The organism is Propionivibrio soli (assembly GCF_025770765.1).
GTDB lineage: Bacteria > Pseudomonadota > Gammaproteobacteria > Burkholderiales > Rhodocyclaceae > Propionivibrio > Propionivibrio soli.
Genome location: NZ_JANZKY010000001.1, coordinates 1 through 22,511 on the forward strand (window position 1 = coordinate 1; position 22,511 = coordinate 22,511).

At 57.8% G+C, this 22,511-nt stretch carries 17 protein-coding genes and 4 tRNA genes; 1 reads left to right on the forward strand and 20 read right to left on the reverse strand.

Features of this window, described 5'->3' with window-relative positions; genetic code table 11:
• The 17 genes from tuf (NZ453_RS00005) to NZ453_RS00085 all read right to left on the reverse strand — a co-directional run.
• The coding region (tuf, locus tag NZ453_RS00005) for an elongation factor Tu (RefSeq protein WP_263768199.1) at positions 1–1,190 on the reverse strand (1,190 nt) is incomplete at its 3' end.
• A 26-nt stretch (positions 1,191–1,216) separates the two neighbouring features.
• Positions 1,217–3,310: an elongation factor G gene (gene fusA / locus NZ453_RS00010; protein WP_263768200.1), complete on the reverse strand. Its 2,094-nt coding sequence runs from the start codon at positions 3,308–3,310 to the stop codon at positions 1,217–1,219.
• 71 nt (positions 3,311–3,381) lie between these two features.
• Positions 3,382–3,852: a 30S ribosomal protein S7 gene (gene rpsG, locus NZ453_RS00015; RefSeq protein WP_263768621.1), complete on the reverse strand. Its 471-nt coding sequence runs from the start codon at positions 3,850–3,852 to the stop codon at positions 3,382–3,384.
• Between the two features lie 92 nt (positions 3,853–3,944).
• On the reverse strand, positions 3,945–4,322 hold the full coding sequence (gene rpsL, locus NZ453_RS00020) for a 30S ribosomal protein S12 (protein WP_263768201.1): 378 nt from the start codon (positions 4,320–4,322) through the stop codon (positions 3,945–3,947).
• A gap of 166 nt (positions 4,323–4,488) precedes the next feature.
• Positions 4,489–8,700: a DNA-directed RNA polymerase subunit beta' gene (gene rpoC / locus NZ453_RS00025; RefSeq protein WP_263768202.1), complete on the reverse strand. Its 4,212-nt coding sequence runs from the start codon at positions 8,698–8,700 to the stop codon at positions 4,489–4,491.
• A gap of 93 nt (positions 8,701–8,793) precedes the next feature.
• A complete protein-coding gene (gene rpoB / locus NZ453_RS00030; protein ID WP_263768203.1) occupies positions 8,794–13,077 on the reverse strand; it encodes a DNA-directed RNA polymerase subunit beta in 4,284 nt (1,427 codons plus the stop codon).
• Positions 13,078–13,335: 258 nt separating this feature from the next.
• Positions 13,336–13,710: a 50S ribosomal protein L7/L12 gene (rplL, locus tag NZ453_RS00035; protein WP_263768204.1), complete on the reverse strand. Its 375-nt coding sequence runs from the start codon at positions 13,708–13,710 to the stop codon at positions 13,336–13,338.
• A 63-nt stretch (positions 13,711–13,773) separates the two neighbouring features.
• A complete protein-coding gene (gene rplJ, locus NZ453_RS00040; protein ID WP_263768205.1) occupies positions 13,774–14,271 on the reverse strand; it encodes a 50S ribosomal protein L10 in 498 nt (165 codons plus the stop codon).
• A 279-nt stretch (positions 14,272–14,550) separates the two neighbouring features.
• Positions 14,551–15,240, reverse strand: a complete 690-nt coding sequence (gene rplA / locus NZ453_RS00045) for a 50S ribosomal protein L1 (protein ID WP_263768206.1) — start codon at positions 15,238–15,240, stop codon at positions 14,551–14,553.
• Between the two features lies 1 nt (position 15,241).
• Complete coding sequence (gene rplK, locus NZ453_RS00050; RefSeq protein ID WP_263768207.1) at positions 15,242–15,673, reverse strand: 50S ribosomal protein L11; 432 nt, start codon at positions 15,671–15,673, stop codon at positions 15,242–15,244.
• A 120-nt stretch (positions 15,674–15,793) separates the two neighbouring features.
• Entirely contained in the window at positions 15,794–16,327 is a 534-nt protein-coding gene (gene nusG, locus NZ453_RS00055) for a transcription termination/antitermination protein NusG (protein ID WP_263768209.1), read from the reverse strand.
• The gene (gene secE / locus NZ453_RS00060; RefSeq protein WP_263768210.1) at positions 16,324–16,677 is read right to left on the reverse strand and encodes a preprotein translocase subunit SecE; all 354 of its coding nucleotides are present in this window, start codon (positions 16,675–16,677) and stop codon (positions 16,324–16,326) included. Before secE ends, nusG begins: the two co-directional genes overlap by 4 nt.
• A 21-nt stretch (positions 16,678–16,698) precedes the next feature.
• Positions 16,699–16,774: transfer RNA gene (locus NZ453_RS00065), tRNA-Trp, on the reverse strand.
• Positions 16,775–16,826: 52 nt separating this feature from the next.
• Positions 16,827–18,017 carry an elongation factor Tu gene (gene tuf, locus NZ453_RS00070; protein ID WP_263768199.1) on the reverse strand — a complete coding sequence of 397 codons (1,191 nt, stop codon included), beginning with the start codon at positions 18,015–18,017 and terminating at the stop codon, positions 16,827–16,829.
• 48 nt (positions 18,018–18,065) lie between these two features.
• A tRNA-Thr gene (locus NZ453_RS00075) sits at positions 18,066–18,140 on the reverse strand.
• 31 nt (positions 18,141–18,171) lie between these two features.
• Positions 18,172–18,245: transfer RNA gene (locus NZ453_RS00080), tRNA-Gly, on the reverse strand.
• Between the two features lie 53 nt (positions 18,246–18,298).
• Positions 18,299–18,383, reverse strand: a tRNA-Tyr gene (locus NZ453_RS00085).
• Between the two features lie 330 nt (positions 18,384–18,713).
• On the opposite strand from NZ453_RS00085, the gene NZ453_RS00090 reads away from it, so the two are divergent.
• A complete protein-coding gene (locus tag NZ453_RS00090; protein ID WP_263768211.1) occupies positions 18,714–19,364 on the forward strand; it encodes a class I SAM-dependent methyltransferase in 651 nt (216 codons plus the stop codon).
• A 3-nt stretch (positions 19,365–19,367) separates the two neighbouring features.
• Here NZ453_RS00090 and NZ453_RS00095 read toward each other — a convergent pair whose 3' ends face one another.
• From NZ453_RS00095 to NZ453_RS00105, 3 genes are all read right to left on the reverse strand, one after another.
• Positions 19,368–20,015 (reverse strand): response regulator, encoded by a 648-nt coding sequence (locus NZ453_RS00095; protein ID WP_263768212.1) that lies wholly within the window; start codon positions 20,013–20,015, stop codon positions 19,368–19,370.
• Positions 20,016–20,222: 207 nt separating this feature from the next.
• Positions 20,223–21,899 (reverse strand): ATP-binding response regulator, encoded by a 1,677-nt coding sequence (locus NZ453_RS00100; RefSeq protein WP_263768213.1) that lies wholly within the window; start codon positions 21,897–21,899, stop codon positions 20,223–20,225.
• 44 nt (positions 21,900–21,943) lie between these two features.
• Entirely contained in the window at positions 21,944–22,342 is a 399-nt protein-coding gene (locus NZ453_RS00105; RefSeq protein ID WP_263768214.1) for a thioredoxin family protein, read from the reverse strand.
• Positions 22,343–22,511: the final 169 nt, after the last annotated feature.

Below are 22,511 nucleotides of genomic sequence, written 5' to 3' on the forward strand. Positions count from 1 at the left end.
TACTCGATGATTTTGGCGACGACGCCGGCGCCGACGGTACGACCGCCTTCACGGATGGCGAAACGCAAGCCTTCTTCCATGGCGATCGGGGCAATCAGCTTCACCGTCATCTGCACGTTGTCTCCCGGCATCACCATCTCCGTCCCTTCCGGCAGCGTGATGGCTCCCGTCACGTCCGTCGTCCGGAAGTAGAACTGCGGACGGTAGTTGTTGAAGAACGGGGTGTGACGGCCACCTTCGTCCTTGGACAGGACGTAAACTTCGCCCGTGAAGTGGGTGTGCGGGGTGATCGAACCCGGCTTGGCCAGCACTTGGCCACGCTCGACTTCTTCGCGCTTGGTGCCGCGCAGCAGGACGCCGACGTTGTCGCCCGCCTGCCCTTGGTCGAGCAGCTTGCGGAACATTTCGACGCCGGTGCAGGTGGTCTTCTGCGTGGGCTTGATGCCGACGATTTCGATTTCTTCGCCCACCTTGATGATGCCACGTTCAACCCGACCGGTGACGACGGTGCCGCGCCCGGAGATGGAGAAGACGTCTTCGATCGGGAGCAGGAAGGGCTTGTCGACGGTGCGCTCGGGCGTGGGAATGTAGCTGTCGAGCGCTTCGGCCAGCTTCATGATGGAGCCTTCGCCAAGGTCGTCGGTGTCGCCGTTCAGGGCCTTCAGGGCCGATCCTTTGACGATGGGGATGTCGTCGCCCGGGAATTCGTACTTCGACAGGAGCTCACGCACTTCCATTTCGACGAGTTCGAGCAGTTCTTCGTCGTCCACCATGTCGCACTTGTTCATGTAGACGATGATGTAGGGCACGCCCACTTGGCGGGCCAGCAGAATGTGTTCGCGCGTCTGCGGCATCGGGCCGTCAGCGGCCGATACGACGAGGATGGCGCCGTCCATCTGCGCGGCACCCGTGATCATGTTCTTGATGTAGTCCGCGTGGCCCGGGCAGTCAACGTGCGCGTAGTGCCGCGTCGCCGTTTCGTATTCAACGTGCGCCGTGTTGATCGTGATGCCCCGCGCCTTTTCTTCCGGCGCCGCGTCAATCTGGTCGTATGCCTTGGCTTCTCCACCAAACTTCTTCGCCAGGATCGTCGTGATCGCCGCCGTCAGCGTCGTCTTCCCATGGTCAACGTGACCAATCGTGCCCACGTTTACGTGCGGCTTCGTCCGCTCAAATTTTGCCTTAGCCATTTTGCGTTATCCTCAAAAACCAATCGTTACTTCTTGTTGATCACGGCCTCGGCGACGTTCTTCGGCGCCTCGACATAGTGTTTGAATTCCATCGAGTAGGTCGCGCGGCCTTGCGACAACGAACGCACCGTTGTCGAGTAGCCAAACATTTCGGCGAGCGGCACTTCCGCTTTGATCGCCTTGATGCCGCCGGGAAGGTCTTCCATCCCCTGCACCATCCCGCGACGGCCCGACAGGTCGCCCATGATGTTGCCCATGTACTCTTCCGGTGTCTCGACTTCGACGGACATCATCGGCTCGAGCAGCGTCGGCTGCGCCTTGCGCATACCTTCCTTGAACGCCATGGAAGCCGCCATCCGGAATGCGTTTTCGTTTGAGTCAACATCGTGGTACGAACCATCGAACAGCGTAAACTTGATGTCGACAACCGGGAAGCCAGCAAGCACGCCGCTCTTGATCGAGTCCTGCAGACCTTTGTCCACCGCCGGGATATATTCGCGCGGGACCGTCCCACCCTTGATTGCATCGACGAACTCGTAGCCCTTGCCAGCCTCGTTGGGTTCCAGTTTGATCCAGACGTGACCATACTGGCCGCGACCGCCGGATTGCTTGACGAACTTGCCCTCCTGCTCGACCGCTTTCTTGATGCATTCGCGGTAGGCAACCTGGGGAGCCCCGACATTCGCCTCAACACCGAACTCGCGCTTCATTCGATCGACAATGATCTCAAGGTGCAACTCACCCATACCCGAGATAATGGTCTGTCCGGACTCCTCGTCGGAGCGAACACGGAACGACGGATCCTCTTGCGCCAACCGACCCAGCGCGATACCCATCTTTTCCTGGTCACTCTTGGTCTTCGGCTCCACCGCGATGTGAATCACGGGCTCGGGGAACACCATCCGCTCAAGCGTGATCACGGCATTCGGGTCACATAACGTCTCGCCCGTGGTGACTTCTTTCAAACCAACGCAGGCCGCGATATCGCCGGCCAGAACTTCCTTGATCTCTTCCCGGTTGTTGGCATGCATCTGCAGCAAACGGCCAATTCGTTCCTTACGCCCTTTGACCGGGTTATAGATCGTATCGCCCGACTGCACGACGCCGGAGTAAACACGGATAAACGTTAATTGGCCGACGTAAGGGTCGGTCATCAGCTTGAACGCCAGCGCTGAAAACTTCGCGCTGTCCGAGGCTTCGCGTGTATCAGCCTCGCCGTTCTCCTTCTCTCCCGAGACCGGCGGAATATCAACCGGCGATGGCAGCAGATCGATAACGGCGTCGAGCATCCGCTGTACGCCCTTGTTTTTGAAAGCCGTGCCACACAGCATCGGCTGGATCTCGCACGCGATCGTGCGGCTGCGCAAGCCTTTGATGATCTGCTCTTCGTTCAGATCGCCCGCTTCGAGGTATTGATCCATCAATTCCTCGGACGACTCGGCGGCCATTTCAACCATGTTGCTACGCCACTCATTCGCCAACTCGACAAGCTCGGCCGGAATGTCGCGATAGTCGAACTTCATACCCTGAGTAGCGTCGTCCCAGTAGATCGCCTTCATCTTGATGAGATCGACGACACCCTGGAAGTAGTCTTCCTTACCGATAGGGATGACGATCGGAACGGGGTTCGCCTTCAAGCGCGTCTTCATCTGTTCGACGACCTTGAAGAAGTCCGCACCTTGGCGGTCCATCTTGTTCACGAACGCCAGACGCGGCACACCGTATTTATTGGCTTGACGCCAAACGGTTTCCGACTGCGGCTGAACGCCGCCTACAGCGCAATACACCATGCAAGCGCCATCGAGAACGCGCATTGAGCGCTCGACTTCGATGGTGAAATCCACGTGCCCCGGCGTGTCAATGATGTTGATCCGGTGCTCGGGGTACTTGTTTTCCATCCCCTTCCAGAAGCACGTGGTCGCGGCCGAGGTGATCGTGATACCGCGCTCTTGCTCTTGCTCCATCCAGTCCATCGTGGCAGCGCCATCATGAACCTCACCGATCTTATGATTGACACCGGTGTAGAAAAGGATGCGCTCGGTCACCGTCGTCTTACCAGCGTCGATGTGCGCGCTAATACCGATATTCCGGTAGCGGTCAATAGGAGTTTTGCGTGCCACAGTAATGAACCTTCAGTAATAAAGAACGATCGTCGACAGCCGCGCTGCGACGGCAAGAACGTGCAACGAATCTAGAAGCGGAAGTGCGCGAAAGCCTTGTTAGCGTCGGCCATACGGTGCACTTCGTCACGCTTCTTGACGGCACCGCCGCGGTTCTCTGCAGCCTCAAGCATCTCAGCCGCCAAGCGTTGCCCCATCGACTTCTCAGAACGCTTGCGAGCCGCCTCGCGCAACCAACGCATCGCCAGCGCCATGCGGCGGCTCGGACGAACTTCGACAGGAACTTGATAGTTGGCACCGCCGACACGACGGCTCTTAACCTCAACCAGCGGCTTGACGTTGTTCATCGCCAACCCAAAAACTTCGATGGGATCTTTCCCACCCTTGGAAGCGATAATGTCAAAAGCACCGTAAACGATCCGCTCAGCGACAGACTTCTTGCCGCTCATCATGATCGTATTAACAAATTTGGACACTTCGATATTGCCGAACTTCGGGTCCGGCAGAATATCGCGCTTAGGAACTTCGCGACGACGTGGCATAACAACCTCTATAAATATGTTCAGTTGAAGGGCGAGACGAATATCCACCCCTCGCGGCCGCCCAAACGAACGACCACTTACTCAAACGGCGATTAAGCCGCCTTCGGCCGCTTCGTACCGTACTTGGAACGGCCCTGCTTGCGATCCTTCACTCCCTGCGTGTCGAGCGAGCCGCGAACGGTGTGGTAGCGCACACCCGGCAAGTCCTTCACCCGACCACCGCGAATCAGCACCACCGAGTGTTCCTGAAGGTTGTGACCTTCACCACCGATGTACGAGATGACTTCGAAGCTGTTGGTCAAACGAACCTTGCACACCTTCCGCAGAGCCGAGTTCGGCTTCTTCGGCGTGGTCGTATAGACACGCGTACACACGCCACGCTTCTGGGGACAATTCTCCAGCGCAGGCACTTTGCTCTTGCTACGCACCGCTTCGCGGGGCTTACGCACGAGCTGGTTGATGGTTGGCATATTTCTATCCCTAAATTCACCACGGTCCGCGACCCGAAAGAGCCGTATCCCGCAAAAAACCAAGGCGGACCGAAGGCCGCCTTAGCGATTTCTTATTACAAGACCCAGGCAATGGTTAGCCCAAGCCGACAAAGACCGCGGATTTTATGGCTTATCCGCACCTAAGTCAACCGACTGAGGCGTCCTGAGCACTTTCCCCGATCGGGGTCGATTCCTCGATAAGTCCTTGCTCTCCCGCCATGTCGACACCGGCCGCATTGTTTTTTCGCATGCGGTGGTAGGCCAGTCCCGTACCTGCAGGAATCAGGCGACCGACGATGACGTTTTCCTTCAACCCGCGCAATTCGTCCCGCTTGCCCATGATCGCAGCTTCGGTCAGAACACGAGTGGTTTCTTGGAAGGATGCCGCAGAGATGAACGAGTCGGTAGATAGCGAAGCCTTCGTGATACCAAGCAAGACCGGTTCATAGGTAGCTCCGAGCTTGCCTTCGGCAGCCATACGATCGTTTTCGTCCAAGAGGTGCGCCCGCTCGACCTGCTCACCACGAATGAACTTCGTATCACCCGGATCAATGACCAAAGCACGCCGCAACATCTGGCGGACGATAACCTCGATGTGCTTATCGTTGATCTTCACGCCTTGCAAACGATAGACGTCCTGAACTTCGTCAGTGATGTAAACCGCCAGCGCTTCGACGCCCTGCAAGCGCAGAATATCGTGAGGGTCAGGCGCTCCGTCCACAATGAGCTCGCCCTTGTTGACGACTTGACCGTCATGCACGAGGACGTGCTTGTCCTTCGGAATCAGGTACTCGTGTGCGATGCCCTCCAGATCGGTGATAACCAGGCGCTGCTTGCCCTTGGTGTCCTTACCGAAGGAGATGGTGCCCGTGAATTCGGCCAGCATGCCGGCGTCCTTCGGCGTACGGGCCTCGAACAGTTCAGCAACCCGCGGCAGACCACCCGTGATGTCGCGCGTCTTCGCCGATTCCTGCGGCAAACGCGCGAGCACGTCGCCGACCGAGATCTGCTGACCATCAAGCACAGTAATGATGGCGCCGACCTGGAAGGTGATCGTCACCGGGTGGTCGCTGCCGTGCATCCGCACTTCTTCACCGTTCGCGTCGTAGAGCCGAACTTGCGGGCGCAAGCCCTTCGACTGGCCTTTACCTCCGCGCTTTGGATCGATCACGACGAGCGTCGATAGACCCGTCACTTCGTCGATCTGCTTCGCAACCGTTACGCCCTCTTCGACGTTCTCGAATTTCACCTGGCCCGAGTACTCGGCGATGATGGGACGGGTATGGGGATCCCAGGTGGCAAGCTTGGTTCCGGCCTTCACCGCCTGGCCGTCAGCCACTTGCAGGGTCGAACCGTACGGTACTTTGTGCTTCTCGCGCTCGCGGCCGTTATCGTCTGTGATCACGACTTCGCCTGAGCGCGTGATGACGATCTTCTCGCCCTTCGCACTCGTCACGTAGCGCATCGAGGCAGTGAACCGCACGACGCCGGCACTCTTCGTCTCTACCTGGCTAGCAACCGCCGCACGCGAGGCCGCGCCGCCGACGTGGAAGGTACGCATCGTGAGCTGCGTTCCCGGCTCACCGATCGACTGGGCGGCAATCACACCAACCGCCTCACCCACGTTCACCGGCGTACCACGCCCAAGATCCCGTCCGTAACACTTCGCGCACAAGCCATAGCGCGTATCGCAGGTGAGAGGCGTTCTGACCTTAACCTCATCGATACCTAGCTGGTCGATGAGATCGCAGAGATCCTCATTGATCAGCGTGCCGGCCTCGATAACCGTTTCATCTGTTTCTGGATTTACCACGTCGTTGATTGCCACGCGACCGAGAATCCGCTCGCGCAAAGGCTCAATGACTTCACCGCCTTCGATCAAGGCGCGCATGGTCACGCCGTTCTCAGTACCGCAGTCTTCTTCGACGACGACCAGATCCTGCGTTACGTCCACCAGGCGCCGCGTTAGGTAACCCGAGTTCGCCGTCTTCAACGCCGTATCCGCCAAACCTTTCCGCGCACCGTGCGTGGAGATGAAGTACTGAAGAACGTTAAGCCCTTCTCGGAAGTTCGTGGTAATCGGCGTTTCGATGATCGAGCCGTCGGGCTTAGCCATCAAGCCCCGCATACCGGCCAACTGGCGGATCTGGGCGGCCGAGCCGCGGGCGCCGGAGTCGGCCATCATGTAGATCGAGTTGAACGATTCTTGCTTCACCGCCTTGCCATGACGGTCAACCACCTCTTCGTGGCCGAGTTGCTCCATCATGACCTTCGCCACCTGATCGCCGGTCCGGCCCCAGATATCGACGACCTTGTTGTACCGTTCGCCGTTGGTTACCAAACCGTTCGTGTATTGGCTCTCGATCTCCTTCACTTCCTTCTCGGCCGCCGCAATGATTTCGCCTTTTTGCGTCGGCACCAGCATATCGTCCGAGCAGATCGAGATACCCGCGCGTGTCGCCAGGCGGTAGCCGTTTTGCATCAGCTTGTCAGCGAACACCACGGTCTCTTTCAAGCCACAACGACGGAACGACGCGTTGATGAGTTTCGAAATCTCTTTCTTCTTGAGAGGCCGATCGAGCACGCTGAACGGGAGCCCCTTCGGCAGAATCTCGGACAGCAGAGCACGCCCAGCCGTGGTGCTATAGCGGGAGATCTTCTCCTTCCATCCGTTGTCGCCGTCCTTTTCGTATTCCTTGATACGAACCGAAATCTTCGCATGCACATCAAGCTGTCCCGCCTGCATGGCGCGCGAGACTTCCGCGAGATCGGGGAAGACCATTCCTTCGCCCTTGGCGTTGATCCGCTCGCGCGTCGCGTAGTAAAGGCCGAGAACGATATCCTGCGATGGAACGATGATCGGCTCGCCGTTCGCCGGCGAAAGCACGTTGTTCGAAGCGAGCATCAGGGTCCGGGCTTCCATCTGCGCTTCGAGCGACAGCGGAACGTGCACGGCCATCTGGTCGCCGTCGAAGTCGGCGTTAAACGCGGCACATACCAGCGGGTGCAACTGGATGGCCTTCCCTTCGATCAGGGTTGGCTCGAAGGCCTGGATACCGAGGCGGTGTAGCGTCGGAGCCCGGTTGAGCATGATGGGATGCTCACGAATCACTTCTTCGAGAATGTCCCAGACCACCGGCTCCTGCGTCTCGACCATCTTCTTGGCCTGCTTGATGGTCGTCGCCAGCCCCATCATTTCCAAGCGGTTGAAGATGAAGGGCTTGAAGAGCTCAAGCGCCATCAGCTTCGGCAAGCCGCACTGATGCAGTTTCAGCTGCGGGCCGACCACGATAACGGAGCGGCCCGAGTAGTCGACGCGTTTACCCAGCAGGTTCTGACGGAACCGACCGCCTTTGCCCTTGATCATATCGGCCAGCGATTTGAGCGGGCGCTTGTTGGCGCCCGTCATCGCCTTGCCGCGGCGCCCGTTGTCGAGCAGCGAATCCACCGCTTCCTGGAGCATCCGCTTCTCGTTGCGCACGATGATTTCCGGCGCCTTGAGTTCAAGGAGCCTCTTCAACCGGTTATTACGGTTGATGACGCGGCGATAGAGGTCGTTCAGATCCGACGTAGCGAAACGGCCGCCATCCAGCGGGACCAAAGGACGCAGGTCCGGGGGCAGCACAGGCAGAACTTCGAGTACCATCCATTCGGGCTTGATTCCAGACTTCTGGAAGCCTTCAAGAATCTTCAGACGCTTCGAGAACTTCTTACTCTTCGTTTCGGATGTCGTCGTTTCAAGTTCGGAGCGCAGGCGATCGACCTCGGAATCGAGATCAATCGAGCGCAGCAGCTCGCGGATACCCTCGGCGCCCATGGCAGCGCGGAAATCGTCCCCGTGCTCTTCCATGAGTTCCAGGCATTGCTCCTCGGTCAGTAGTTGACCGCGCTGCAGGTTGGCCACCATCCCTGGATCGCAAACCACGAAAGCCTCGAAATACAACACTCGCTCGATATCACGCAAGGTCATGTCAAGCACCATGCCGAGGCGGCTTGGCAAGCTCTTCAAAAACCAGATATGGGCAACTGGCGAGGCGAGTTCAATGTGTGCCATGCGCTCCCGGCGCACTTTGGAAAGCGTCACTTCGACACCACACTTCTCGCAAATTACGCCGCGATGCTTCAATCGTTTGTATTTGCCGCACAGGCACTCGTAGTCCTTGATCGGGCCGAAGATCTTGGCGCAGAACAAACCATCGCGCTCGGGTTTAAACGTGCGGTAGTTGATCGTCTCTGGCTTCTTGACTTCGCCGTACGACCAAGACCGGATCTTGTCCGGTGACGCCAGCCCGATGGTAATGGCATCGAACTGTTCTTCCTGCGTTACCTGTTTGAACAAATCAAGCAGTGCTTTCATCTTTCACTCCATCCGTGGTGGCAACCACATTCTTCACGCCGCATCCTGATAGGCCGCGAACTGCGCTGACGGTCCGTTGCGTAACTCTCGTGCCTAGTAACGCTCAAGGTCGATGTCGATCGCCAACGACCTTATTTCTTTGACCAGCACGTTAAACGACTCCGGCATACCAGCGTCGATCTTGTGGTCGCCCTTCACGATGCTTTCGTAAACTTTCGTCCGGCCGTTCACGTCGTCCGACTTAACAGTTAGCATTTCCTGCAGCACGTAGGAGGCGCCATATGCTTCGAGCGCCCACACTTCCATTTCCCCGAAACGCTGACCACCGAATTGCGCTTTACCGCCGAGCGGCTGCTGTGTCACCAGCGAGTATGGGCCAGTCGAGCGCGCGTGCATCTTGTCGTCGACAAGGTGATGCAGCTTCAGGACGTGCATGTAGCCGACTGTCACGGGACGCTCGAATTGTTCGCCCGTACGGCCATCGAATAACACCATCTGACCGGATTCTGGCATGCCGGCCAGCCGCAACATCGCCTTGATTTCCTCTTCCTTCGCTCCATCAAAAACCGGCGTTGCGAACGGTACGCCCGCTTCAAGGTTTCCGGCCATTTCAGCGATTTCGGCGTCCGTCAGTTCGTCAAGCTCTTCCGGCTTGCCGGTCGTGTTGTAGACCTGCTCAAGGAAACTCCGCAGTTCCTTCTCGCTGGCTTGGCGGCGCAGCATGTCGCCGATCTTGAAGCCCAAACCCTTGGCTGCCAGGCCGAGATGGACTTCAAGCACCTGGCCGACGTTCATCCGCGACGGAACACCAAGGGGGTTGAGGACGATATCGACCGGCCGACCATCAGCCATGTGCGGCATGTCTTCGACGGGAACGATCCGCGAAACGACGCCCTTGTTCCCGTGGCGACCAGCCATCTTGTCACCCGATTGCAGGCGGCGTTTAACGGCAACATAGACCTTGACCATCTTCTGCACGCCCGGTGGCAATTCGTCGCCTTGCGTGAGTTTCTTGCGTTTTTCCTCGAACGCGACGTCGAAGTCCTTGCGTGTCTGTTCAAGACCCTCACGTAGCGACTCCAGCTGCTGCGCCACGTCATCATCCGCCATACGGATATCGAACCAATGGTGTGGTTCGATCCCATCAAGGTATTCCTTCGTAACCGCTGTGCCTTTGGCGAGGCGCTTCGGACCACCGTTCGCCACTTTGCCTACGATCAGCCGCTCGACACGAGCAAAAGCATCTCGCTCGACGATCCGGAGTTGGTCCGCCAGATCGAGCTTGTAACCCCGCAGGTGATCATCGATGATTGACTGCGCGCGCTTGTCACGTTCGATACCTTCGCGCGTGAAGACCTGAACGTCAATGACGGTCCCGGCAATGCCTGACGGTACGCGCAGAGAGGTGTCCTTCACGTCTGAAGCTTTTTCACCGAAGATGGCGCGCAACAGCTTCTCTTCCGGAGTCAGCTGGGTTTCGCCCTTCGGCGTCACCTTGCCGACCAGCACGTCGCCGGCGTCGACCTCCGCGCCGATGTAGACGATGCCGGAGTCATCGAGCCGTGACAGCTGGGCCTCACCGAGCGAGGCGATATCGCGCGTGATCTCTTCCGGTCCCAACTTGGTGTCGCGAGCAACGACCGTCAGTTCCTCGATATGGATCGACGTGAACCGGTCTTCGGCCACCACGCGCTCAGAGATGAGGATTGAGTCCTCGAAGTTGTAACCATTCCACGGCATGAATGCGATCAGCATGTTCTGCCCTAGCGCCAACTCACCCTTGTCGGTCGACGCGCCGTCAGCCACTACGTCACCCTTCGCGATTACGTCGCCGACGCGTACCAGCGGCCGTTGGTTGATGTTGGTGTTTTGGTTGGAACGGGTGTACTTGACCAAGTTGTAGATATCAACGCCAACTTCGCCTGGGACCGTTTCATCGTCGTTCACTCGAACGACGATACGCGAGGCGTCGACGTAGTCCACCTTACCACCGCGCAGAGCCTGCACCGCGGTGCCAGAGTCAACCGCCACCGTCCGCTCAATGCCGGTTCCGACGACTGGCTTTTCAGGGCGAAGACAAGGAACGGCCTGCCGTTGCATGTTCGCGCCCATCAAAGCCCGGTTAGCGTCGTCGTGCTCAAGGAACGGAATCAATGAGGCGGCAACCGACACGATCTGACCTGGAGCAACGTCCATGTAATCGACGCGGGCTGGTTCGGCCAGAATCGTCTCGCCTTTTTCCCGGCACGTTACCAGATCGTCGGTAAGCGTCCCGTCGGCTGTGAGTGCCGCGTTCGCCTGCGCAATGATGTAAGCGCCTTCCTCAATGGCCGAAAGGTACTCGATTTGATCTGTTACACGGCCATCCGTTACCTTGCGATAAGGTGTTTCCAAAAAGCCGTATTCATTCGTCCGAGCGAAAAGCGCTAACGAGTTGATCAGGCCGATGTTCGGACCTTCCGGCGTTTCGATCGGGCACACACGACCGTAATGCGTCGGGTGCACGTCGCGGACTTCAAAGCCCGCACGTTCGCGGGTCAAACCGCCCGGCCCGAGCGCGGAAACGCGGCGCTTGTGGGTAATCTCGGACAGCGGGTTCGTCTGGTCCATGAACTGCGACAGTTGGCTCGAACCGAAGAACTCTCTTACCGCGGCGCTGATCGGTTTGGCGTTGATCAGATCGTGCGGCATCAGGTTGTCGGACTCCGCCTGCGACAAACGCTCCTTGACAGCCCGTTCGACCCGTACCAGACCGGCGCGGAATTGGTTCTCGGCGAGTTCACCAACAGAACGCACGCGACGGTTTCCAAGGTGGTCGATATCGTCAATATCACCACGCCCGTTGCGCAGTTCGACGAGAATCTTGATGACTTCCACGATATCGCGCGGCGATAGCGTGAGCTGTTCGCGGACTTCGGCTCCAACACCCAGGCTCTTCAGGCGTGCGGCCAGCGCGTTTGCCTCTTCCTCACTGAGGTTCTCGGCAACAGCGCGCGTTCCGTAGGTCAGTTCGCCGAGCAGCGTTTCCACGGCGGCCTCGGAACCGCCGGCCACTTCGATGATCGTATTCACGACCGCGTCACGCTTGGCCGGGACGTGTTTCACCATCACCTTATATTCGACGACATCTTTCCGGGCCACGCGCCGGTTGAACTTCATCCGGCCAACCGCTGAAAGGTCGTAACGCTCGTCGGAGTAGAACAGGCCATTGAACAGAATCTCAACCGCTTCTTCCGTAGGCGGCTCACCCGGCCGCATCATGCGGTAGATCGCGATGCGAGCCGCCTGTTTCGACGCGGTTTCATCCGTACGCAGTGTCTGCGAAATGAAGCCACCGCGGTCGAGGTCGTTGATGTACAGCGTCTGCAGCGATTCGATTCCGGCCTCGACCAATTTGCCGAGCAGGGCGTCTGTGATTTCATCATTGGCGTTCGCCAAGATCTCGCCAGTATCCTTGTCGATGATGTTCTGCGCGATGACGCGCCCGACCAAGAATTCCTCCGGCACGCTGATCTGCTTGATACCCGCCGCGTCCAGTTCGCGAATATGCTTGGCTGTAATCCGCTTGTCCTTCGCAACGATCACCTTGCCGGCGCTATCGCAGAAATCGAAGCGCGCCACCTCGCCACGCAACCGTTCTGGAACGAGATGAAACTCGACACTCTTGCGACTCAATTGGAATGTATCGAAATCGAAAAATTCACGCAGGATCTGTTCCGGCGTCAGGCCGATAGCCTTAAGCAGGGTGGTCACCGGCATCTTGCGGCGGCGGTCAACGCGGAAGAACAGCGTGTCCTTCGGGTCGAATTCGAAATCCAGCCAGGAACCGCGGTAGGGAATGACCCGCGCGGAGAAAAGAAGCTTTCCGGAGCTATGCGTCTTACCTCGATCGTGCTCGAAAAAGACACCCGGCGACCGGTGCAACTGCGACACGATGACGCGCTCCGTGCCGTTAATCACGAATGAGCCCGTCGTCGTCATGAGCGGAATTTCGCCCATGTAAACTTCTTGTTCCTTCACTTCCTTAATTGTGTCCGGCGTTTCACGGTCGAGGATCACCAAGCGGACCTTCGCTCGCAACGCCGAGGCAAAGGTCAAACCGCGCTGCTGACACTCCTTGACGTCGAATGCCGGCTCGGCGAGCGCGTAGCTGACAAACTCGAGCCGGGCGTTACCGCTGTGGCTGACGATCGGAAAGATCGACGAAAAGGCTGCCTGCAGCCCTTGATTCTTCCGCTGCACGGGCGGGACGGCAGCCTGCAGAAACGCGGTAAACGATTCCAGCTGCGTGGCCAGCAAGAAAGGAACGTCAAGCACGTTGGCGCGCTTGGCGAAACTTTTGCGGATGCGTTTTTTCTCGGTGTAGGAGTAGGTCATGGTCGCTCCGAGCTCAGAAAGCAAAACCCTTTAGCAAGCCCCCCAAAAACCAGCGCGGCTTTTGCGGTTTGCAACGGGCAAACGGAAAGACGAGGCGTCACTGCAACGGGAAATCCCGCGAACACCGTTCGCCTTTGCGTTTACTGGCTGCCAAGTCTTTCGAAAACAAAAAAACAGCGTGATGCGAAGTTTGTTTCCGGAAAAGCACAAAAGGGCCGGCGACCGATTTGGCCGCCAGCCCAACCTGATACTTGAAAATTACTTGATCTCGACCTTGGCACCCGCGTCCTCAAGTTGCTTCTTGAGAGCTTCGGCATCGGCTTTCGCGATAGATTCCTTAACGGCCTTCGGTGCTCCGTCAACCAGATCTTTCGCTTCCTTAAGGCCAAGCCCGGTTGCCGCACGGACGACCTTAATAACTTCAACCTTTTTCTCGCCAGCCGCCAACAACATGACGGTGAATTCCGTCTGCTCTTCAGCAGCAGCAGCGCCCGCAGCAGCCGCAGGACCGGCGACGGCCATTGCAGCGGCGGAAACGCCAAACTTCTCTTCGAACGCCTTGACGAGGTCGTTCAAGTCCATAACCGTCATGCTGCCGACGGCTTCGAGGATGTCTTCTTTAGTGATAGCCATAATCGTTAAACTCCTAATCTGGATTCTTGAATAGTAAAGCTGTAGAAAACGTCTTTTGCCCGCTCAAGCAGCCGCTTCTTCGCGCTGCTTCGCCAAAGCGCCGAGCGCAACGGCAAAGCCGGAAACCGGCGCCTTCATAACGCCGAGGAGCTTGGCCAGCAACTCCTCGCGGCTCGGGATCGACGCGAGGGCTTGCACACCTGCCTTGTCGAGAACCTTACCCGCGTACGAGCCACCTTTCAGAACGAGTTTCTCGTTCGTCTTGGCAAAGTCGTTGAGGACCTTTGCGGCGGCCACCGGATCAGACGAAATGCCGTAAATCAGAGGCCCTTTCATTTGCGCGGCCAGGTCGGCGAAGGGCGTACCTTCAACCGCACGGCGCACCAACGTATTCTTCAAAACACGTAGATAGACACCCGATTTACGCGCATTGGCCCGCAACTTGGTAACGTTTCCTACCTCGAGGCCTGCGTATTCAGCCATCACAATCGTCTGAGCACCGGCCACCTGCGCCGACACCTCAGCCACGACGGCTTTCTTTTCATCAAGATTGAGACCCATAGGTCCTTTCTCCTATCAAGTCAACACGCCACACACTGACAAAACATGCGAGTGGCACCACGGCGACCTGAACCAAGAGCATCGGTAGCCCTGAACGAGCAACTACAGAGGAATCCAGTTCGGGATGCACCGTCTACGCAGGCCGTATACACGCTTAAGCTTCCAAACAATGTTCCGTTTTCTGCACCTGCGGTCTTTGACGATCTGCCGGCTAGCGCCAGCAGCCCAAAGTTCAGAGCAGCAGAGCCTATTGGGGCGGCTCCGCTGCGTAAAAAAACATTAAAGCGTGGTCGAATCCACGCGCACGCCCGGACCCATCGTGCTCGAGACTGAAATCTTCTTCAGGTACTGTCCCTTGGAAGCCGCTGGTTTCGCCTTGGTCAGCGCTTCAATGAGCGCCTTCAGGTTCTGTTCCAGCTTCTCAGCATCGAAAGACGCCCGACCGATCGTGCTATGAACGATCCCGCCCTTATCGGTCCGGTATTGAACCTGGCCAGCCTTGGCATTCTTCACGCCGGCCGTAACGTCCATCGTGACAGTACCGACTTTCGGGTTCGGCATAAGTCCGCGGGGCCCAAGAATTTGCCCCAGTTGTCCGACCACTCGCATTGCGTCCGGCGTAGCGATCACCACGTCGAAATTGATGTTCCCGGCCTTGATTTCGGCGGCCAAGTCGTCGAAACCAACAATATCCGCACCGGCCGCCTTGGCCGCTTCCGCCTTTTCGCCTTGCGCAAAAACGGCTACGCGGACGGTCTTGCCCGTTCCGGCTGGCAGAACGACTGAACCCCGAACAAGTTGATCGGATTTCCGCGCATCGATACCGAGACTGACGGCAACGTCAATCGATTCGTCGAATTTGGCGGTGGCAAACTCTTTCGCCAGCTTTAGCGCATCTCCGACCGGATAAGCCTTGCTACGATCGACCTTCCCCTCAATGACTTTTTGACGCTTGCTGATGTTCGCCATGTTAGAGCCCCTCCACGGTGATGCCCATCGAACGGGCGCTACCGGCGATGGTGCGAACAGCGGCATCCATGTCAGCCGCAGTAAGGTCGGGCATCTTCTGAGTAGCGATTGCTTCGCACTGAGCACGCGTCAGCTTGCCAACCTTGTCGGTATGAGGTTTCGGGCTGCCCTTTTGCACCCCTGCCGCCTTCTTGATCAAGATGGTGGCCGGAGGCGTCTTCATAACGAAGGTAAAACTCTTGTCCGCGAACGCCGTGATTACCACCGGAATAGGCAAGCCCGGCTCCATGCCTTGCGTCTGAGCGTTGAATGCCTTGCAAAACTCCATGATATTCAGGCCGCGTTGGCCGAGCGCCGGGCCGATTGGAGGTGACGGATTCGCCTTGCCCGCCGGCACTTGCAGCTTGATAAAGCCGACAATTTTCTTTGCCACGATTTAGCTCCTATAAATGGGTCCAAGCGCGCCGTTAGGCGCTCCCCGAACAACAGCGACCAAAGGTCGCCAAACGCGCAGCGCTCTCAACAAGTTAGCGCCGCAAACTACTGAATGGCATCAGGCCTTCTCAACCTGCCCGAACTCGAGTTCGACAGGCGTTGCACGGCCAAAAATCGTTACTGAAACGCGGAGGCGGTTCTTTTCGTAGTTCACGTGCTCCACGGAGCCGTGAAAATCGGTAAACGGGCCTTCCTTCACGCGCACAACCTCGCCCGGTTCGAACAGAACCTTTGGACGCGGCTTTTCAACCCCATCCTGCATCTGCTGCATGATTTTCTCGACTTCCTTCTCGGAAATCGGCGTCGGCTTATTGGCAGAACCGCCGACAAATCCGGTAACCTTCGGCGTGCTCTTGACGAGGTGCCAGGATTCGTCGTTCATCTCCATTTCGACGAGAACGTACCCAGGGAAGAATTTGCGCTCGGAAATACTTTTCTGACCGAGCTTCAATTCGACAACCTCTTCCACGGGGACGAGGATCTTCCCGAACAGATCCTGCATCCCCTGCCGCTGGATGCGCTCAGTAAGCGCCCGCTGCACGCTCTTTTCAAATCCAGAGTATGCATGAACAACATACCAGCGTTTACTCATGATCTCCTCCAGCCCAAAACCAAGTCGTACAGAACCCATTCAAGGCTCTTGTCCGTAAGCCAGAGAAAAGCGGCCATTACAACGACGAATGCGAACACCAACCCCGTGGTTTGCAAAGTCTCTTTACGAGTCGGCCACACGACCTTCTTGGCCTCAGCCGTCGACTCCTTCGCAAATCCAAAAAATTGGCGGCCAGGCTCCGTTTGCCACGCCACAGCCGCAGAAACACCGACCCCGGCGAGCACAGCCAACACACGCAGGATCATTGCCTGCTCTGCAAGCAGGTAAAAGCCGGCCACACCGGCTATCAACAACAGCAACGCCAGCGCAAACTTGATTTTATCGGCCATTTCGTCAGCTTGATTTGATAGTGGCAGGGGCAGAGGGTCTCGAACCCCCAACCTTCGGTTTTGGAGACCGACGCTCTGCCAATTGAGCTATGCCCCTGCGGCAGAGACAAGAGGACGCCCCGTCAGGGCGCCCCAGTCTTTGATCCTATTTACTCGATGATTTTGGCGACGACGCCGGCGCCGACGGTACGACCGCCTTCACGGATGGCGAAACGCAAGCCTTCTTCCATGGCGATCGGGGCAATCAGCTTCACCGTCATCTGCACGTTGTCTCCCGGCATCACCATCTCCGTCCCTTCCGGCAGCGTGATGGCTCCCGTCACGTCCGTCGTCCGGAAGTAGAACTGCGGACGGTAGTTGTTGAAGAACGGGGTGTGACGGCCACCTTCGTCCTTGGACAGGACGTAAACTTCGCCCGTGAAGTGGGTGTGCGGGGTGATCGAACCCGGCTTGGCCAGCACTTGGCCACGCTCGACTTCTTCGCGCTTGGTGCCGCGCAGCAGGACGCCGACGTTGTCGCCCGCCTGCCCTTGGTCGAGCAGCTTGCGGAACATTTCGACGCCGGTGCAGGTGGTCTTCTGCGTGGGCTTGATGCCGACGATTTCGATTTCTTCGCCCACCTTGATGATGCCACGTTCAACCCGACCGGTGACGACGGTGCCGCGCCCGGAGATGGAGAAGACGTCTTCGATCGGGAGCAGGAAGGGCTTGTCGACGGTGCGCTCGGGCGTGGGAATGTAGCTGTCGAGCGCTTCGGCCAGCTTCATGATGGAGCCTTCGCCAAGGTCGTCGGTGTCGCCGTTCAGGGCCTTCAGGGCCGATCCTTTGACGATGGGGATGTCGTCGCCCGGGAATTCGTACTTCGACAGGAGCTCACGCACTTCCATTTCGACGAGTTCGAGCAGTTCTTCGTCGTCCACCATGTCGCACTTGTTCATGTAGACGATGATGTAGGGCACGCCCACTTGGCGGGCCAGCAGAATGTGTTCGCGCGTCTGCGGCATCGGGCCGTCAGCGGCCGATACGACGAGGATGGCGCCGTCCATCTGCGCGGCACCCGTGATCATGTTCTTGATGTAGTCCGCGTGGCCCGGGCAGTCAACGTGCGCGTAGTGCCGCGTCGCCGTTTCGTATTCAACGTGCGCCGTGTTGATCGTGATGCCCCGCGCCTTTTCTTCCGGCGCCGCGTCAATCTGGTCGTATGCCTTGGCTTCTCCACCAAACTTCTTCGCCAGGATCGTCGTGATCGCCGCCGTCAGCGTCGTCTTCCCATGGTCAACGTGACCAATCGTGCCCACGTTTACGTGCGGCTTCGTCCGCTCAAATTTTGCCTTAGCCATTGCCGATACCTCGAAACGTTAGAAGTTAATAAACCCGGTGCCATATAGTGGTGCCCATGGGCAGGATTGAACTGCCGACCTCTCCCTTACCAAGGGAGTGCTCTACCACTGAGCTACATGGGCATCGCGCCGCAACCAAATCCCAGCCGCAACCTGGAGCGGGTGAAGGGAATCGAACCCTCGTCTTAAGCTTGGAAGGCTTCAGCTCTACCATTGAGCTACACCCGCAAAACAATTACCAGCCGCACTACCGTCCGCAACCGCGTTTAGCGGTAATTCTTTGGTGGAGGGAGAAGGATTCGAACCTTCGAAGGCAGAGCCGTCAGATTTACAGTCTGATCCCGTTGACCGCTTGGGTATCCCTCCGACCCGGAACCGAAAATTTTGACACTCGGTGATCCGATTGTCAATCGGCGTTCTCACGAATCGGGCGAGATGATAGCAGAAAACGTGCCGGACGCCACTCTTCTTGTGAGATTTTGACATCTGCTGCTCTACCCGTCGCCCTCGAACGGTAAACTGCGCATGACCTAGCTAATCGAAACCAGCCCCCCCTTGCCTCTTTCGCCCACACCTATACCAGAAGACGAGTTAGGACCGTCTCGCCACTACGCCCGACAGCTGACCCTACAAGCTGCCGCCGTCGTTGTTACGCTATCGCTCGCATGGCCTTATTTCGGAATCAAGGGCGAGCCATTGACCTTCCCGGCCACCGCATTCGCGATCGGAACTGTTGCCTTACTGCTCGCGATGCTCACGAAACAAAAATGGTGGTGGCGTATCATCCACTTCTTTTTTGTGCCGCTTGCTTGGTGGTTCACGTCCTGGGGCATCGATCCGGTTTGGTATCTTTTCGCCGCCTTGATGACGCTAACCGTATATCGTGGCGCGATTACCGGACGAGTTCCGCTCTTCCTTTCCAATAGGAAAACGGTTAACGCTCTTTCCATTCTCATCGAAGAAAGGCAAGGAACACGCTTCCTTGACCTCGGCGCGGGAATTGGCTCCGTTGTGCGTCCGCTGGCAAGAAGGTTCCGGTCGGCGCATTTCTCGGGCATAGAAAATGCGCCCGCCACTTGGCTGCTGGGCTACGTCATGACGCGAGGGCTGAAGAACTGCGCATGGCGCTGGGGCAACCTCCGCAATGCACATCTCGGAGAGTACGACATCGTCTACGCGTTCTTGTCCCCTGCGGCCATGCCGGCGTTGTGGAAAAAAGCCTGTCGCGAGATGCGCTCGGGCACAGTGTTTGTAAGCAATAGCTTCCCGGCACCCGGAACCGAAGCTACCGAAATCATCGAAGTTGACGACGCCCGGAACACTGTTCTGTATTGCTATCGAATCTGAGGGCTAAACCCGGATTCCGCGCCGTGCCACAACAACCATTGCCTGGGTTCGGCTGGTAGCTCCAAGGACCTTGAAGATTGCCGTCAAATGAACTTTGACGGTCCCCTCGGTCAAGCCGAGCAGGCCGGCGATATCGCGGTTTGATTTTCCGCGAACCATGAGCCCGAGCACCTCCGCCTGCCTTTCGCTCAGCCCAAAGTTCGCTGGGTCTGCCTTGGATTTCGCCGGCGGGTGCGGCGATACGGCGGCCGACCGGACTCGCAGCATATCTCGGTCAAAAACCCTCCCAGCGAGCACTTCGCTGACTACTTGAAGCAATCGCTCGCTGGGATCAGCTTTGGACACGAAAGCAGCCGCTCCACATTTCATGGCCCGATTGACCGTGTGCGAATCGTCGTAACCGGAAAGAATGATGACGGGGATTTCCGGATAGCGCTGTCGAAAAGTACGGAGACAGGAGAGTCCGTCCAAACCGGGCAACCCAAGGTCGAGCAGCATGAGATCGAGTTCGCCCTGCTGCTCGAGCACTGCCGTCGCACCGTCGAAATCCGCCGCTTCGAACACCTCCGTGTCGCGTCCAACATGGCGCAGGGTTTGCACCAGTCCTTCCCGAACCAAGGCGTGATCTTCGACAACGAGCAGTTTCACCATAACGACAAACCAGATTCCGAAGACCGGTATATTTTACCACCAAGCGTAGTTGAGCAAGAAGGGCAGAAAGCTAGCCAATAGCAGACCAACGCACCGAAAGCATGGGACATGCTTTCCTCAACAGTCTAGCTGCAAAGGCCTCTTGCAAAGCATCGCGCGTGCGAAACGCCGACCAAGCAGACCTACGGAGCAGGCCGAGACCCTTGTCTAGCGTGAGCGCTCAAACGCTTCACTCATCACTGTCAGTATCCGCGCCAGATCAGTGGGTTTGAACAACACGGGCCAAGGTGAAGAGGCAGTCAGGTTGGCTTTCTCCGGCCCCGTTTGCCCTGTCATTAACACGGCATGAATCGAACGCCGGGACCGTTGCTGAATCTTGTCGAGCAACTCAAGGCCATCCGTTCCCGGTAAGACGAGATCGCAGATATAAAAGTCGGCTGCAGTGATCCTCGGATCGCGAAGCGCCTCTTCGGCCGAACCGAAAATGACCACAGCAACTCCGACAGCCTGAAGAGACAACTCAACCGACTTAGCCACCACCGGATCATCCTCAATGACGACCACCTGACGACCAACCAAGTGCGCATGACCCGGTTCGTCCTCTGTAAGCGGCAAGGAGGCTTCCTGCTCCTCGGAAACGTTGAGCGGCCAACGCTGGTCCGGGGCGAGCGGAAGCACGACTTCGAAAACGGTACCGCGCCCCGGCCGCGAGCGAAAAGTCACGTCGCTGCCGAGGAGTCTCGCCAAGCGCCGTGCGATCGAGAGGCCGATCCCGAGACCCTGGCTGCGATCGTGAAGCGGGTTACCGATCTGGAAACACTCATCGAAAACCCGATCGCCGTATTTGCGTTCGATTCCGATACCGGTGTCCCAAACCTGGATGACAGCCGCATCACCTCGGCGTCTCACCCCGACGAGAACGCCTCCTGACTCGGTGTACTTGAAGGCATTATCGATCAGGTTGCGCAGCACGCTGAGCAGCAGGCCTTGATCGGTCAAAAGGACGGCGCACGTGCTCGAATAGAATAGCTTGAAGCGGAGATTCCGTTGTCGAGCTACCGTCGAGAACGCTTCGTCAATGCGTCCAAAAAGATCCTCGACGAGCGTCTCCTTGATCACGGGCCTGATCATTCCCGCATCAAGTTTCGAAATATCGAGCAGCGAATACAGCAACTCTCCTAGCGAGTTGACTGACATCGAGAGGAACCTTGCGATGGTCTTCTGTTCGTCACGCAATTCGGTCCTGTTCAGCGCGTCTTGAAAGAGGTTCATCGCCTGAATCGGTTGCCGGAGGTCGTGACTGGCAGCGGCCAACAGACGTGTTTTGGCGATGTTGGCCGTTTCTGCCTGTTGCTTAGCCGCCATCATGTCCTTTTCGGCTTGCTTGTGAGGCGTCACATCGGTGTGTGCCAGCCAAACACCGCTCGCCTTTCCGATCACTCCGTTCGGACTCGCCGCCTGGACGGTAACGTACACGACACCCCCATCCGGCTTAACGAGGCGGTACTCGCAGACCGCACGTGAGTTGTCCCGCAGTTCGCCGACCAACCCACGCGCTATGGAAACGTCTTCATGATGCACCAGTGTGAACAGCCCTTCTTCTTCGAGTTGCGCTCGTGTGCGTCCAGTAAGTTCTGCAAACCGCTTGTTTGCGTGCGTAATCCTCAAGCCATCGCGGCTCACACAGCAAAGACTGGCAGGAAGAGCATCCACGGTCTCCAGAACCGCGTCCTCATTCGCTGACAGCGAGCGCCTTCTCGTTGTTGAACGTGCGCGATAAAGCCAGGCTACGACGAGACCGGCGCACCACAATGCCGACACGCCCAGAGCAACGAGCACTGGCGACTCAATGAATCCCTCCATCAGCGAGGCGGTTGCAGACACCTTAGGCTGCCCTCTCCCGTTTTCTGCTCCAGATCAAACGCCGGCTATCCAATTTCCGACTCATCGCGCGTCGCCGCCAGGTTTCGCAAATCCGCGTCGTTCTGCCAGGCTTTCCGTTCGGGACTAGAGGAAACATAAGCAAGGCTTTCCGCCTCCGGCTGCGCAAGGAATGTCTCCACCGCTCTACGCAGATGGCCAAGGTGCGGCAACATCGTGCCGAAGAACAGAATCACGTCCGACCGGGCAATAAGCAGCGTTGGAAAGTTCTCGACATCCAAGTCCCCTATCGCGTCTGCTTGATCCTCGATATCGACCCAGCGAAAAGTAACCGTCGGGAATTCTTTCCGCAGCCCCTCAAAGCCCAGCCGATAATCACGGCATGTCCCGCACCATTCCGCGCACAGGCATATGACAGCCAATGCCGGGTTCGCCCCGCTTTCCATTTCCTTGTCAATCCTTTGCTCGAACGGCACGACAGACCGACGCCGTCGATCTCCGTCGCCATTGTTTTCCGAACGCTAAAGTGTAGTGCACATTGCGCCTTGCTTCGACAGCAATCGCCTCGACGATTTGCTTCCAGGGCAGGCGTGCAACACGGCAAACTTCTCTTGA